This is a genomic window from Clavibacter lycopersici (genome assembly GCF_003576405.1).
Taxonomy (GTDB): domain Bacteria; phylum Actinomycetota; class Actinomycetes; order Actinomycetales; family Microbacteriaceae; genus Clavibacter; species Clavibacter lycopersici.
The window spans coordinates 1-13511 of record NZ_QWGT01000056.1 but is presented as its reverse complement, the minus strand read 5'-3'; the positions used below and the strand labels follow the sequence as shown (position 1 = coordinate 13511).

The following is a 13511-nucleotide window of genomic DNA, read 5'->3' as shown; positions in this document are numbered from 1 at the left end:
GCCGGGCGCACAGGTCGCGCAGCGCGAGGGGCGCGCTGGCCGCCCGGGCGAGCGCCGTGCTGCGTCGCCCCTCTGGCCGGAGGAACGGGATCGCGAGGGCGAGCACGACGCGGAGCGCTGAGGCGGCGAGGAGCGCGCGGATGGCGGCCTCGCCGTGCCGCAGCGCGAGCACGGTGACGACCAGGGCCGCGCCGTGCGAGAGGAGCATGAGGGGGTCGAGCCCGGCCGCGCCGGGAGCTCCGGCCTCGAGGCCCGGGAGCGCGAGCGAGGACGCGCCGTGGCCCATGCCCGCGTGCGGATCCGCCGCGACAGCGGACCCCGTGCCGTCGCCCGCCGCCGTGAACAGGCCGTGGAAGAGGAGCTGGCTGACGCCCACCGCGGCGACCAGGCGCCACAGCGAGGTGCGGGCGCCGGCGAGCGCGATGGCCGCGAGCGACGCGAGCGCGAGGCCGAACGCGACGACGCCCCACGCGGGGGCCTCTCCGCCGCCGGCCTCGTGGAAGAGCGCGGCCACGAACGTCGCGGTGGTGGATGCGGCGAGCCCCCGGATCACGCGCTGGACGCGCGGCGGCATGGGGGACGGAGCGGGCATCGGGAGCGAGTGTAGATGAGCGGCCCGGGAGGACGCGGATCAGGCGGCGGCGTCGTCCTCCGCGAGCGCTCCGGTGAGCCGTCCGACCACGTCGTCGAGCGCGTCGCGCAGCGCCTCGAGCTCGGCGATCGTCATGCCCGTGCGCGCCGCCGCCTGGGCGGGGACGTCGATCGCCCGCTCGCGGAGGTCGCGGCCCGCGTCGGTGAGGGAGACCACCACGACGCGCTCGTCCGCCCTGCTCCTCGCGCGGTCGACGAACCCGGCGCCCTGGAGGCGCTTGAGCAGCGGGGTGAGGGTGGCGGGCTCGAGCTGCAGGGTGGATCCGAGGTCGGAGATCGAGCGGTCGTCCCGCTCCCACAGCGCGAGCATCACGAGGTACTGCGTGTGGGTGAGGCCGAGCGGCTCGAGGATGGGCCGGTACACGGCGACGACCGTGCGGGCCGCGACCACCGCCTGGAAGCAGACCTGGCTCTCGAGCGCCAGGGGATCCGTCGTCGTCATCGCGTCCTCCTCGACCGGTGTCGTGCACCCCTCAGTGCACCGGATAGATGTTACGCAAGCGGGGAAACACTGCTGGCGCCGACGAGCCGCCGGCGGATCGCCGTGGTCGGGGTCAGCCCGCGACGACGAGCTCCACGTTGATGTCGTCCGGATCCTGCACCGACAGGATCGACATGCCGGTCGGGAAGTCGATGACCTCGCCGTGCGGGATGCCCCGCTCCTCGAAGAGGGCCGCCGCGCGCACGAGGTCGTCGCGCGAGCCCACCTGCAGGCTGACGTGGTCGAGGCCGCGCGCCTCGGGGTCGAAGGCGCCGCCCGCGTCGGCGATCGGGCGGAGGCCGAGCAGCTGGGATCCGACGCCGTAGATGACGCCGCCGAAGTACTGCGCGGGATCGTGCCGGACGGCCGCGTCGCCCGGGTCGCCCTCGCTCTCGATCGCAGGGGTCAGGCCCAGCACGCCCTCGTAGAAGGCGCGCGAGCGGGCGAGGTCGGAGACGGAGATGCGCACGTGGTGCACGCCGGTGATGCTGTCGAGGGCTGCGGTGGTCGCGGTGGTGTCGGTAGTGTCGGTCATCCTCCGACGCTAGGACGGTCTGCGCGCGGCGACCCGGGCGGGTTCGTTCTCCGACCACGGCTCCCAGGCGGTGCCCAGCCCGCGCCCGGCGGCGGCGGCGTCGTCGTCAGTCGTGCAGGTCGATGCCCCAGGTGCCCGACCACTCGGATCCGGGCGCGAGCGTGATGAGGCCGTCACCCGAGTTGAACGCGTCGGCCGGCGCCGTCATCGGCTCGACCGCCACCGCCCAGACGTGACCGTCGGCGACCGGGTACCAGGGCGTCACGAAGACCTGCCAGTAGGTGAACTCGCCGTCGGCCCAGATCTCGGTGCGGCGGCCGTCGGGCGCCTGGACGCCGTGCCGGGTGACGCCGTCGACCACGCGGGCGTCGGCCCACGCGTCGTCGAGCTGGGCGTCGCGCACGCGCACGCCCTGGCGCAGGTCGTAGCGGGTGCCGTCGACCGGGGTCTGGACGCCCGTGGGGTTGAGGCGCACGGGATCCACCTCGATGTGGGTGGGCGCGTCGATGACCACCTCGAGGTCCTCCGTGGGCACGTCGCCGACGCGGAGGAAGGGGTGCGTGCCGACGGCGACGGGCGCGTCCGCGGAGCCGACGTTGCGGATCCCGTGCGTGACGCGGACGCCCTGGCCGGTGAGCTCGTAGCGCACGGTGGTCTCGAGGGCGAAGGGGTAGCCGCGCTGCGGGTGGACGTCGGCGGCGAGCGTGATGGAGACGTCGTCGCGGTCCGCGAGGCGGTACGGCGCGTTCTCGAGGAGGCCGTGGATCGCGTTCTCGCGGTCGACCTCGGTGATGTCGAGCTGGTGGGTGACGCCGTCCTGCTCCCAGATGCCGTCGCGGATCCGGTTGGGCCAGGGCGCCAGCACGATGCCGCTGCAGAAGGGGGGACGGGCCTCGTCGGGGTAGGACTGCACGAGGTCGACGCCGTCGACCTGGAGCACGCGGAGCGCGGCGCCGACCTCCGCGATCACGATGCGCTGCGAGCGGCCGTCCACCTCCGCGAGGAGCTCGTGCTGCTGGCCGGTGGGGAGGCGGGGTACGTACGTCACGTCGTCGGGCACCCGCCGAGCCTATCCATACGTCGTGCTGTGGCGCCTCCCAGGGGCGCGCGCCCGGCGCTCCCTAGGATCGTGGCCATGGCCCGGCATGAGAACGAGAAGGTACGCGCGATCCGCGAGAAGGCACGCATCGAGAGGGCCCTCGACGACCGGCGTCGCAAGCGCCGCCGCCTCATCACCCAGTTCTCCGTCGCGGGCGGCCTCGTGATCGTCATCGCGGCCATCGCCGGCGGCGTCTACCTCCTCGGCCAGTCGCAGGCGGCGAGCGCCGCGGGCCCCGTCCAGGACACGACCGCGGCGCTCTCCACGGGCGACCAGGTGCGCATCGCGACCGAGCCCACCGGCGTGAGCGTCGGCGCGGCCGACGCCCCCGTCACCATGGACGTCTTCGAGGACTACTCGTGCCCCCACTGCGCGCAGTACGAGGCCGAGACCGGCCCGCTGCTCGACCGGATCGCCGCCACGGGCCAGGTGCGCATCGTCTACCACCCCATCCAGATCGTCACGAAGTACGGGCAGGTCGCCGGCAGCGCCGCCGCGTGCGTGCTCGCGGAGGAGCCCGACAGGTGGCCGGCCGTGCACTCGGCCCTGTTCGACAACCACTCCACCATCACCGACTCCTGGACCCACGCCGACTTCGTGACCTGGCTCACCACCGAGGGGGTGTCCTCGGACGCGGCGCGCACGTGCGTGGCCGAGGGGAAGTACTCGTCGTGGATCACGGGCAACACCTCGGACGCGACCGCCGCGGGCGTCACCGGCACCCCGACGCTGCGGATCCAGGGCGACATCGTCACGACGGTCGCCGGCCAGGACCTCGTGGACGCGCTCACGAAGGCGGGCGCGCAGCTGCCCGAGGGCATCGCCGCCGACAGCTGATCCGGCCCGCGGGCGTCGCGCGGGACGGCCGCGCGGCGCTCAGTGCGCGCGGTGGTCCTGCACCGTCATGCGCGGGCCGAAACGCGGCTTGCGGAACCCGCTCGCCTCGATGAGGCGCATCACCCGCTGACGGTGCCCGCGCCACGGTTCCAGCAGCTCGAGCATCCCGTCATCGTCGACCGCGTGGCCGACGAGCGCCCACCCCACGGTGTCGTGCACGTGGTAGTCGCCGACGCTCACCGAGTCCGGATCCCCGTGGGCGCGCTGCGTCGTCTCCGCCGCGGTCCAGATCCCCACTCCCGGGATCGACCGCAGGCGCCGGGTGATCTCCTCGCTCCCCCGCCCGAGGGCGAGCGTGCGCTCGAGCCCGGCCGCGGAGGTCGCGGCGGCGATGAGGGTGCGCGACCGCTTCGGGTCCACGCCCGCGCGGTGCCACTCCCACGACGGGATGAGCCGCCACCGCTCCGGCGCGGGCAGCACGCGCATGCCGACGGGCACGGGACCGGGCGCCGGCTCGCCGTGCGCGAGGATCAGCTGCCGCCACGCCCGCCTGGCTTCGAGCCCCGTGACCTTCTGCTCGAGCACCGCCGAGGCCATCGCCTCGAACACGTGGTTCGTGCGCATGAGGCGCAGGGCGGGGAGGCGTCGGCGGGCGTCGCGGAGGAGCGGGTGGGCGGAGACGTCGAGGTCGGACCAGTCGTCTCCCTCGCCGAGGAGCTCCGGCACGCCGTCGACGACCCACTCGGCGCCGGGGCCCCAGGCGCGCGCGTCGACGCCGCCGTCCGGGCGCGGATCCAGCCGGAGCGACGCGTTCCCGAGCGGCGTGCGGGCCGTGCGCCAGACGCCGACGCGACGGGAGCCGGGCGGGGCGGGATCCCAGCGGCAGGTCGGATCCACGACCCCGCGGAACAGGGGGCGCAGCACCAGCCGGAGGTCGACCTCGCGGTCGGGCAGGTACGTCGTGCGCGCGTCGGGGGCCGTCACCTCCGCGCCGCCCTGGTCCATCCCCTCAGGGTACGCACGGCCGCCGACCCTCCTCGGCCGCGGCGGGCGCGCGTAGCGTCTGCCGCATGACCGACACCACGAACGACCACCAGGACGACCGCGCGCGCGTCGCCGAGCTCGTGAAGAGCGCCCGCATCGCGCTCCTCACCACCGTCAACGCCCACGGGCAGCTCGTCAGCCGCCCGCTCGCCAGCCAGGAGCGCGACTTCGACGGCGACCTCTGGTTCTTCACGCAGGACCCGAGCGACAAGACCGCCGAGATCCGCGCCAACGACCAGGTGAACGTGTCGCTCCAGTCGGGCGACGGGTTCCTCTCCATCGCCGGCACCGCGGAGATCACGCGCGACCGCGCGCGCATCGACGAGCTGTGGTCCACCGGCGCCGAGGCGTGGTTCGAGAACGGGAAGGACGACCCGACGGTCGCGCTGATCCGCGTCCACGCCGACGCCGCCGAGTACTGGTACCAGGACACCCCGAAGCCGATCGCGCTCATCAAGTACGCCAAGGCCGCCATCACGGGCGAGCGCCCGAAGGACGTCGGGGAGCACGGCACCGTCGAGCTCTGACCGGCGCCGCCGCGCGCGACGACGGCCCGGGCCCCTGCGGGGTCCGGGCCGTCGTGCGTCCGGCGTCGTCGGTCGCGCTAGCCGGCGACCGCCTCCGGGACGCCGGCGGCGGTCCCGTCGACCACGAGGTCGGCCCGAGCGCGGGTCGCCTCGATCATCACGGCGTTCGCCCCGTCGACGTCGCGGGCCCACGCCTCGGCGGCGTCGGGGGCGCGCCCGCCCGCCGTGTGCCGCTCGACCAGGCGCGAGAACCGCGCGTCGGCGGGGGTCTCGCAGAACCACGCCTCGTCCAGCTCCGCGCGGAGCCGCGCCCACGGATCCTCGTCGACGAGCAGGTAGTTGCCCTCGAGCACGACGAGCCGGGCGGCGGGCTCCACCGCGATCGCCCCCGCCACGCCCTCGTCGACGGCGCGGTCGAACGACGGCGCGTAGACGACGTGGTCCGTCTCCGCGCGGATCCGCCGCACGAGCGCGAGCACGCCCCAGCCGTCGAAGGTGTCGATGGCGCCCTTGCGGTCGTGGCGCCCCAGCCGGTCGAGCGTGCCGTTCGCGAGGTGGAAGCCGTCCATGGGCACGTAGGCAGCGGTGCCCTCGCCCGCCAGCGCGTCGACGCGCGCCACGAGCGCCCGCGCGAGCGTCGTCTTGCCGGCGCCGGGGCTGCCCGCGATGGCGAGGATCGCGCGGCGGCCGTCCTGCGCGAGGCCGAGGGCACGGCGCGCGAGGGCGTCGAGGTCAGACGCCGGCACGGCTGCCCTCCAGCCCGGCGCGGAGGAAGTCGCCCGCGTGGCGGGCGAGGGCCGGCCCGTCGTCCCAGAGGTTCCGCCAGATGGCGAGGTCGTTGGACAGCGTCGGCGAGACGACGGCGGACGAGAACGACTCGAACGTGATGGCGCCGCGGTAGTCGATCTCCGCCAGGGCGTGGAAGAAGGTCGTGAAGTCGAGGTGCCCGCTGCCGAGGTAGCCCCGGTGGTTCTCGCCGATGTGGACGTAGCCGAGCCGGTCGCCGACGAGCCGCACGGGCCGGGCGAGGTCGTCCTCCTCGATGTTCATGTGATAAGTGTCCAGGTGGATGAGCACGTTGTCCGCCCCGATGTCGTCGGCGAGGCGCAGCGCGTCGGCGGCGGTGTTGATCACGTTGGTCTCGTAGCGGTTGCAGATCTCGAGCCCGAGCGTCATCCCGCGGCGTCCCGCGTCGGCGGCGAGGTCGGTGAGCACGCCGACGACGTTGTCCCGCCCCTTCGCCGAGAGGGGCGCGCCGTACTTCCCGAGGGCGCTGTACAGCGCGCCCGTGAAGTGCGTGCCGCCGAGCGCCTCGACCACGTCGAGGCTGTCGGCGAGGAGCTGCGCGCCGCGGGCGACGGTCTCCGGGTCCTCGCTCGACACGTCGGCGGAGAACGCGAGGCCGCGCGAGCACACGATGCCGAGCCCCGCCGCGTCGAGGGCCGCCTTCGCGTGAGCCGTGTCGAGGTTGACCACGTCGTGCAACGAGAGCTCGAGCAGGTCGAAGCCGGCCGCCTTCGTCTGCTCGACCGTGTAGGTGATCTCGTCCGGGGTCGTGCCGCCGGCGAAGACGAGGGCGTGCACTCCGAGTGCGTTGGTGGGCATGGTTCTCCTGCTTTCTGGGTGGATGGGATCAGGCGCGGGTCGCGGCGGATGCCACGGCGGCGGGCGGGACGGCGTCGAGCCGATCCGCGAGGAAGCGGTGGCCCGCGGTCGCGACGGCGACGGGGTCCGACCAGAGCTCGCGCCACAGCGCGATGTCGTCGGCCACGGCCGCGCCCTGGACGGCCGGCGAGAACGTCTCGACGGTGAGGGGCCCCGCGAACGAGGTCGCGCGGAGCGCCCCGAACAGGCCGTCCCAGTCGGTGCTGCCGGTGCCGAGCTCGCCGCGGTGGTTCTCCGAGGCGTGGACGTACGCGAGGCGGTCGCCGGCGTCGCGCACGGCGCTCGCGAGGTCGACCTCCTCCATGTGGGCGTGGAAGGCGTCGAGGTGCACGACGAGGTTCGTGGCGCCCACCTCCTCGACGAGCGCGACGGTCTGCGCCGCCGTGTTGAGGAGGTTGCTCTCGTAGCGATTCACGTACTCGAGGCCGACGACGATGCCGTCGGCCGCCGCGCGGGCCGCGACGTCGCGGAGCACGCGGACGACGTTGGCCCGCTCGGCCGGGCCTCCGCGGTGGGCGTTCTTGCGCATGGCCGAGTGCGTGACGCCGCCCACGTAGCCGGCCCCGATGCCGGCCGCGAAGCGCACGGCGCCGGCGAGCCGGGCCTCGCCGCGCGCCGAGACGGCGGGGTCCGCGGTGTGGATGTCGGAGTCCGCGTCGAGCGCGAGGGAGACGACCGCGTCGATCCCGTGCCCGTCGAGCAGCTCCGCCGTCCGTCGCGCGGAGGCCGAGCCGTCGTCGACCCCGGGCGCGGGGATCTCGACGAGGTCGTACCCGATGCCGGCGGCCGTCGCGATCACGCGCGTGGCGGACCGGTCGGTCCAGTCGGACGCGAGGAGGCCGGCGTGCACGCCGATCGGCGAGGTGCGCGCGGGCGACGAGCGGCGCATGCGGAGCGGCTCCCGCATCACGCGGCCTTCGCGCCGGTGATCAGCTCCACGAGCTCCGGTCCCGAGGTCTCGGCCGTGCGGCGCTCGGCGACCGCGAGGCCCGCGCGCATCACCCACACCTGGTCGCTGAGGCGCATCACCTGGTCGAAGTTGTGGCTGATGAGGAGCACGGCCACGCCGGAGTCGCGGAGCTTGAGGATGATCCTCTCCACGCGCGCGGTCTCCTGCACGCCGAGGGCCGCGGTCGGCTCGTCCATGATCACGATGCGGCTCCCCCAGCCCGCGGCGCGCGCGATCGCGACGGCCTGGCGCTGTCCGCCGGACAGGCGACGCACCCGGCTCGTGACGGGCGGCACGTTCACGGCGAGGTCGCCGAGGAGGTCCTGCGCGGTCTTCCGCATCTTGGCCCGGTCGAGGAAGCGGAGGCCCGGGATCCCCTTCACGAGCTCGCGGCCGAGGAAGAAGTTCTGCCACACCGTCAGGTCCTCGACGAGGGCGAGGGTCTGGTGGACCGTCTCGATGCCGCCGTCGCGGGCCTGCAGCGGCGTGCCGAAGGACACGGCCTCGCCCTCGAGCGTGATGGTGCCTGAGTCCGGCGGGTGGACGCCCGAGAGGCAGCGCACGAGCGTCGACTTGCCGGCGCCGTTGTCGCCGATGAGGGCGGTGATCTCGCCCCGGCGCATGCGCATGGTCGCGCCCTTGAGCGCGTGGACGCCGCCGAAGGACTTCGTGATGTCGCGGGCCTCGAGGAGGATGTCGTCGGTCATGGAGGGGCTCACTTCTTCTGGTAGCGCGTGATGAGGGCGGCGAGGACGACCACCAGGCCGACCGCGAGCGGCTGGTAGAACTGCGAGACGCCGAGCAGCGTCAGGCCGTTCGTGAGGGCGGTCAGGAGGAGGGCGCCGATGATCGGGCCGACGATCTTGGCCTTGCCGCCCGTGAGGCTCACGCCGCCGAGCACGACCGCAGCGATGGAGTTGAGCAGGTACTGCGTGTTGATGGCGGGCTCCGCGGCACCGACGCGCGCCACGAGGAGCAGCGCCGCGATGCCCGCGAGCCCCGCCGCGATGACGTAGACGGCGATGCGCACGCGTCCCGCCGCGATGCCGTTGGCGACGGCCGCCTCCTCGTCGCCGCCGACCGCCTGCACGTGGAGGCCGAAGCGCGTGCGGAACATGACGACCCAGGCGATGACGCCGATGACGGCCGCGAGGATGATCGGGTAGCCCACGATCCCGATGGACCCGGTGGTGAGGCGCAGCAGCTCGGTGCTCCCCACGGTGATGGGCTTGCCGTCGGAGGCGATGAGGGCGAGGCCCGTCGCGACCGAGAGCGTGCCCAGGGTCGCGATGAAGTCGGTGACCTTGCCCTTCGCGATGAGGACGCCGTTGATCACGCCGATCGCGCCGGCGAAGGCGAGGGCCGCGAGCGCCGATGGCCAGAATCCCCAACCCGCGCCCCAGCCGAGGCCGAACCCGACGGCGCCCACCGTCATGGTCGCGGAGATGGAGAGGTCGATGCCGCCCGTCGTGATGACGAAGGACTGCCCGATCGAGAGGATCACGAGGATCGCCGCGGCGACGAGCATCGCCTTGACGTTGCCGAGGCTGAGGAACGTCGGCGTGAGGAGGGAGAACACGATCACGAGGGCCACGAGCCCGATCGGGGCGGCGTTCTCGGCCCAGAAGCTGAGCTGGCGCAGCTGCGGGAGCCGGGCCGCCGGGGCGGTGTCGCTGCGCGGGGCGCGGGCGGGTGCGATGGTCATGCGGGTCTCCGTGGGGCTCGGCGGTGCGGGCGCGGCGCAGCGCGCCGGAAGGGGGATCGCCGCGCGGGGGCGGGCGACGGGGCGGGTGCGGCGCTCCCGCGGGAGCGCCGCACCGGGTCACTTCGCGGGGAGCAGCGAGGTGAGGGGGTTGTCGAACTCCTCGAACGGCTGCGGGAACGCGGCGATCGCGTCCGCTGCCTTGTCCGTCGTCACGAGCGCGGTCGGCGACTCGACGTCGGCGGGCAGGGTGCCGCCGGAGGTCGCGACCTCGCACGCCTGCAGGCCGAGCTGGCCGATGGCGAACGGGTACTGCGCGACGGTCGCGGTGAGGCCGCCGGCCTGCACGCTCTCGAGGGCGTCCTGGTTGCCGTCGACGCTCACGACCTGGATCTCGCCGGTGCGCCCGGCGTTCTCCACGGCCTTCACGATGCCGAGGCCCATGTCGTCGTTCGCCGCGAAGAAGGCGGCGACGTCGGGCTCGGCGGCGATGATGTCGGTCGCCTTGGTGAGCGCGACCTCGCGCTTCCAGTCGGCCGCGGCCTCCTGGACGACGTCGAGGTCGGAGCCGATCGCGGCCGTGAAGCCGTCGACGCGGGCGGCGCTCGTCACGTCTCCGGAGATCCCGCCGATGACCGCGACCTTCGCGCCCGCCGGCAGGGACCCCTTCAGGAAGTCGCCGGCCTTGCCGCCCGCGGCCTCGTTGTCGGTGCCGATGTAGGTCGCGACGTCGAGGCCCGCGGCCGAGACGGCGTCGGGGTCGAGCGGGCTGTCGATGTTGACGATGGTCTTCCCCGTCGCGGCGGCGAGCGCCTGGACGAGGTTGGTGCCGCTGATCGGGTTGACGATGAGGCAGCCGAGGTCCTGGCCGGCGAGCGCGGTCAGCTTGTCGGCCTGTCCCGTGGTGTCGCCGATGTCGGCGGCGGCCTGGATGGAGACGTCGACGCCGTCGGCGTCGGCCGTGTCCTGGATCCCGTCCTCCATCGCCTGGAAGAAGGGGTTGTCGAGGCCCTTGATGACGGCGGCGACCTTCGTGCTCGAGCTGCCGCCCGCGGCGCGGGCGTCGCCTGCGGTGCCGCCGGAGCAGGCGGTGAGGGACAGCGCGACGGCCGTCACCGGGACGAGGAGCGTGAGCGCCCGACGCGCCGACTTGGTGTGGGTCATCTTCATCCTTGGAGATATGGGGCACCACTGCGTGCCGGTAGATGCAAACTAGCGACCCTTTCGTATCAGCGCAACACGAAAGTCGACGGATCTCGTGGCGCGGACATCGGAAAGGCTACGATCGGGGCAACGAAGCGGGGGATCCGATGAAGCAGACCGAGCAGGCGGCGCACCTGGCCGACGTCCTCGCCCTGTTCCGCGAGCACGGCGAGCTGTCGCGCACCGCGGTCATGGAGCGGACGGGCCTCAGCAGGTCCACCGTGAACCAGCGCCTGGCGACGCTCGTCGAGCGCGGGCTGCTCATGCCGACGTCCGGCGGGGCCTCCACGGGCGGACGCCCGTCCACCGTCTTCGCCGTCAACCTCGACGGCCCCGTCCTCCTGACCGCGGACATCGGCGCGAGCGGCCTCATCGCCGCCGCCTGCGACCTGCGCGGCACGCCGCTCCGCCGGGAGACCATCGAGGTCGACGTGTGGGACGGCCCCGAGGCCGTACTCGCGCTCGTGGTGGCCGCGTTCCAGCGGCTCGTGTCGGACGGGCACGTCGTCGGCATCGGGATCGGCGTGCCCGGACCGGTCGAGTTCGCCGCCGGACGCGTGCGCAACCCCCCGATCATGACCGGCTGGGACGGCTTCGACATCGCCGGCTTCCTGCAAGGCTCCTTCCCCGACGCGCCCGTGGTGATCGAGAACGACGCCAACGCCCGGGCTCGCGCCGAGGCCCACCACCACGGCGCGGACGACCTCATCAGCCTCAAGCTCGGCACGGGGATCGGGTCGGGACTCGTCTTCAACGGGCAGACCATCCGCGGCGCGGTCGGCGCGGCGGGCGACGTCGGGCACACGCGCGCCGTGGCGGACGGCGTCGACACGTCCCCGCTCCCCTGCCGCTGCGGCAACTCCGGCTGCGTCGAGGCGTACGCGAGCGGCTGGGCGCTCGTGCGCGACCTGTCCGAGGCCGACCCGTCGATCCGCCACGTGGCCGACGTCACCGCGGGCGTCCTCCGGGGCGACATGCGGGCGACGCAGGCCGTGCGCCAGGCGGGCCGCATCCTCGGCGAGGCCGTGGCCGACCTCGTCAACATCCTGAACCCCCGCATGATCGTCATCTCCGGCCAGCTCGGTGAGTGCGGCGAGGTGCTCATGTCGGGCCTCCGGGAGCGCGTGTACCTCCGGACGCACCCGCTCGCGACCCGCGAGCTCGTCATCCGCACGTCGGACCTCGGCGACCGCGCGGGGATCATCGGCCTCGCGCTCACCACGGCGGACCAGGTGTTCAGCCGCGAGCGCCTCGACCGGTCACCCGCGGGACCGCTCCAAGCCGCGGCGGCGACGTGAGCGGGCCCGCGCCGGGACGGCCGCATCCGGGGACCGTGCCCCATGATGGACGTGTGCGCATCGGAATCCTCACCTCAGGCGGAGACTGCCCCGGACTCAACGCGGTCATCCGCGGGGCCGTGCTCAAGGGAACGACCATCCACAAGCAGGAGTTCGTGGGCTTCCGCGACGGCTGGCGGGGCGTCGTCGACGGCGACGTCATGCCGCTCGCGCGCCGCGACATCCAGGGCATCGGCAAGCAGGGCGGCACGATCCTCGGCACCAGCCGCACGAACCCGTTCGAGGGCGACGGCGGCGTGGAGCGGATCCAGGAGAACCTCGACCGCCTCGGCATCGACGCGATCCTCGCCATCGGCGGCGAGGGCACGCTCGCGGCCGCCAAGCGCCTCACCGACGCGGGGCTGAAGATCGTCGGCGTCCCCAAGACCGTCGACAACGACCTCGACGCCACCGACTACACGTTCGGCTTCGACACGGCGGTGCAGATCGCGACCGACGCCATGGACCGCCTCCGCACCACGGGCGACTCGCACAGCCGCTGCATGGTGGCCGAGGTGATGGGCCGCCACGTCGGCTGGATCGCGCTGCACTCGGGCATGGCCGCCGGCGCGCACGCGATCCTCATCCCCGAGCAGAAGACGAGCATGGACCAGATCGTCGGCTGGGTCCGCGCGGCCTACGACCGCGGGCGCGCCCCGCTCGTCGTCGTCGCGGAGGGCTTCGTGCCCGAGCACGCCTCCGACGCGCACGGCGAGCGCGGCCTGGACGCGTTCGGCCGCCCGCGGCTCGGCGGCATCGGCGAGCAGCTCGCGCCGATCATCGAGGAGCGCACGGGCATCGAGACCCGCGCGACGACCCTCGGCCACATCCAGCGCGGCGGCACCCCGTCGTCGTACGACCGCGTGCTCGCGACGCGACTCGGCCTCGCCGCCGTCGACAGCGTGCGCGACGGGCACTGGGGCCGCATGGTCGCGCTCCGCGGCACCGACATCGTGCACGTGGGCTTCGAGGAGGCGCTCGGCCGGCTCAAGACCGTGCCGCAGCAGCGCTACGACGAGGCCGCGATCCTCTTCGGCTGATCCCGGCCGACCCGTCGGCCGGGCACCCTCGCTCGCGTCGCCGATGCGCCCGGGCGTAGCGTGACGACATGACGTACCGCGCGCTCGTGGCCGAGCAGACCGTCGCCGACGACGGCACGAAGGGCATCGAGGTCGCCCTGCGCGACCTCCCCGACGAGCAGGCGACGGGCGGCGCCGACGGGCCCGGCGACGGCGAGGTCGTGCTCGACGTCCTCTACTCCAGCGTCAACTACAAGGACGGCATGCTGCTCGGCGGCCGGCCGGGGATCGCGCGCACGAGCCCGCTGGTGGCGGGCATCGACGCGGTCGGCACGGTCGCGGCGAGCGGATCCGACGCCTTCTCCCCCGGCGATCTGGTCGTCCTCAACGGCGCCGGCCTCGGCGAGAGCCGCGACGGCGGGCTGGCCGAGCGCGTGCGCGTGCCCGCGGCGGCGCTGGTGC

Annotated in this window: 16 protein-coding genes; 5 read left to right on the top strand and 11 right to left on the bottom strand. The window is 73.9% G+C overall.

The genetic code is table 11. The features are described from left to right. The 4 genes from DZG00_RS05890 to DZG00_RS05875 all read right to left on the bottom strand — a co-directional run. On the bottom strand, positions 1 to 592 hold a 592-nt coding region (locus tag DZG00_RS05890; RefSeq protein WP_119455457.1), incomplete at its 3' end, for a hypothetical protein. Positions 593 to 631: 39 nt separating this feature from the next. Next, on the bottom strand, positions 632 to 1093 hold the full coding sequence (locus DZG00_RS05885) for a MarR family winged helix-turn-helix transcriptional regulator (RefSeq protein WP_119382698.1): 462 nt from the start codon (positions 1091 to 1093) through the stop codon (positions 632 to 634). 112 nt (positions 1094 to 1205) lie between these two features. Further along, positions 1206 to 1667: a VOC family protein gene (locus tag DZG00_RS05880; RefSeq protein WP_119382697.1), complete on the bottom strand. Its 462-nt coding sequence runs from the start codon at positions 1665 to 1667 to the stop codon at positions 1206 to 1208. 106 nt (positions 1668 to 1773) lie between these two features. After that, positions 1774 to 2727, bottom strand: a complete 954-nt coding sequence (locus DZG00_RS05875; protein WP_119382696.1) for an aldose 1-epimerase family protein — start codon at positions 2725 to 2727, stop codon at positions 1774 to 1776. A 75-nt stretch (positions 2728 to 2802) separates the two neighbouring features. Between DZG00_RS05875 and DZG00_RS05870 the strand changes: the two genes are divergently transcribed. Further along, positions 2803 to 3603, top strand: a complete 801-nt coding sequence (locus tag DZG00_RS05870) for a DsbA family protein (protein WP_119382695.1) — start codon at positions 2803 to 2805, stop codon at positions 3601 to 3603. Positions 3604 to 3642: 39 nt separating this feature from the next. Here the strand turns inward: DZG00_RS05870 and DZG00_RS05865 are convergent, their stop codons facing one another. Beyond that, positions 3643 to 4608 (bottom strand): DNA-3-methyladenine glycosylase family protein, encoded by a 966-nt coding sequence (locus DZG00_RS05865; RefSeq protein WP_119455456.1) that lies wholly within the window; start codon positions 4606 to 4608, stop codon positions 3643 to 3645. A gap of 65 nt (positions 4609 to 4673) precedes the next feature. Here DZG00_RS05865 and DZG00_RS05860 point away from each other — a divergent pair, with 65 nt between their 5' ends. Next, positions 4674 to 5174: a pyridoxamine 5'-phosphate oxidase family protein gene (locus tag DZG00_RS05860; protein WP_119383337.1), complete on the top strand. Its 501-nt coding sequence runs from the start codon at positions 4674 to 4676 to the stop codon at positions 5172 to 5174. A 77-nt stretch (positions 5175 to 5251) separates the two neighbouring features. On the opposite strand, the gene DZG00_RS05855 is transcribed toward DZG00_RS05860, so the two are convergent. The 6 genes from DZG00_RS05855 to DZG00_RS05830 form a co-directional block, all read right to left on the bottom strand. Further along, a complete protein-coding gene (locus tag DZG00_RS05855; protein WP_119455455.1) occupies positions 5252 to 5920 on the bottom strand; it encodes a nucleoside/nucleotide kinase family protein in 669 nt (222 codons plus the stop codon). After that, entirely contained in the window at positions 5907 to 6779 is an 873-nt protein-coding gene (locus DZG00_RS05850) for a sugar phosphate isomerase/epimerase family protein (protein ID WP_086515252.1), read from the bottom strand. Before DZG00_RS05850 ends, DZG00_RS05855 begins: the two co-directional genes overlap by 14 nt. A gap of 28 nt (positions 6780 to 6807) precedes the next feature. Beyond that, positions 6808 to 7746 (bottom strand): sugar phosphate isomerase/epimerase family protein, encoded by a 939-nt coding sequence (locus DZG00_RS05845; protein ID WP_119455454.1) that lies wholly within the window; start codon positions 7744 to 7746, stop codon positions 6808 to 6810. After that, complete coding sequence (locus tag DZG00_RS05840; RefSeq protein ID WP_119383127.1) at positions 7746 to 8495, bottom strand: ATP-binding cassette domain-containing protein; 750 nt, start codon at positions 8493 to 8495, stop codon at positions 7746 to 7748. The genes DZG00_RS05845 and DZG00_RS05840 overlap by 1 nt, the downstream gene beginning before the upstream one ends. A gap of 8 nt (positions 8496 to 8503) precedes the next feature. Beyond that, on the bottom strand, positions 8504 to 9493 hold the full coding sequence (locus tag DZG00_RS05835) for an ABC transporter permease (protein WP_119383128.1): 990 nt from the start codon (positions 9491 to 9493) through the stop codon (positions 8504 to 8506). Positions 9494 to 9610: 117 nt separating this feature from the next. After that, complete coding sequence (locus DZG00_RS05830; RefSeq protein ID WP_119382702.1) at positions 9611 to 10654, bottom strand: substrate-binding domain-containing protein; 1044 nt, start codon at positions 10652 to 10654, stop codon at positions 9611 to 9613. A gap of 146 nt (positions 10655 to 10800) precedes the next feature. Between DZG00_RS05830 and DZG00_RS05825 the strand changes: the two genes are divergently transcribed. The 3 genes from DZG00_RS05825 to DZG00_RS05815 all read left to right on the top strand — a co-directional run. After that, complete coding sequence (locus DZG00_RS05825; RefSeq protein WP_158586992.1) at positions 10801 to 11991, top strand: ROK family transcriptional regulator; 1191 nt, start codon at positions 10801 to 10803, stop codon at positions 11989 to 11991. Between the two features lie 53 nt (positions 11992 to 12044). Continuing rightward, entirely contained in the window at positions 12045 to 13070 is a 1026-nt protein-coding gene (locus DZG00_RS05820) for a 6-phosphofructokinase (protein WP_119382700.1), read from the top strand. Positions 13071 to 13138: 68 nt separating this feature from the next. Then, the coding region (locus tag DZG00_RS05815) for an alcohol dehydrogenase catalytic domain-containing protein (protein WP_158587793.1) at positions 13139 to 13511 on the top strand (373 nt) is incomplete at its 3' end.

Excerpts from the sequence above, each read along its gene's own strand:
- DZG00_RS05870 (WP_119382695.1), top strand. The coding sequence starts at position 2,803 with ATGGCCCGGCATGAGAACGAGAAGGTACGCGCGATCCGCGAGAAGGCA.
- DZG00_RS05880 (WP_119382697.1), bottom strand. The coding sequence starts at position 1,667 with ATGACCGACACTACCGACACCACCGCGACCACCGCAGCCCTCGACAGC.
- DZG00_RS05865 (WP_119455456.1), bottom strand. The coding sequence starts at position 4,608 with ATGGACCAGGGCGGCGCGGAGGTGACGGCCCCCGACGCGCGCACGACG.
- DZG00_RS05830 (WP_119382702.1), bottom strand. The coding sequence starts at position 10,654 with ATGACCCACACCAAGTCGGCGCGTCGGGCGCTCACGCTCCTCGTCCCG.
- DZG00_RS05845 (WP_119455454.1), bottom strand. The coding sequence starts at position 7,746 with ATGCGGGAGCCGCTCCGCATGCGCCGCTCGTCGCCCGCGCGCACCTCG.
- DZG00_RS05885 (WP_119382698.1), bottom strand. The coding sequence starts at position 1,093 with ATGACGACGACGGATCCCCTGGCGCTCGAGAGCCAGGTCTGCTTCCAG.
- DZG00_RS05825 (WP_158586992.1), top strand. The coding sequence starts at position 10,801 with ATGAAGCAGACCGAGCAGGCGGCGCACCTGGCCGACGTCCTCGCCCTG.
- DZG00_RS05840 (WP_119383127.1), bottom strand. The coding sequence starts at position 8,495 with ATGACCGACGACATCCTCCTCGAGGCCCGCGACATCACGAAGTCCTTC.
- DZG00_RS05835 (WP_119383128.1), bottom strand. The coding sequence starts at position 9,493 with ATGACCATCGCACCCGCCCGCGCCCCGCGCAGCGACACCGCCCCGGCG.
- DZG00_RS05860 (WP_119383337.1), top strand. The coding sequence starts at position 4,674 with ATGACCGACACCACGAACGACCACCAGGACGACCGCGCGCGCGTCGCC.
- DZG00_RS05850 (WP_086515252.1), bottom strand. The coding sequence starts at position 6,779 with ATGCCCACCAACGCACTCGGAGTGCACGCCCTCGTCTTCGCCGGCGGC.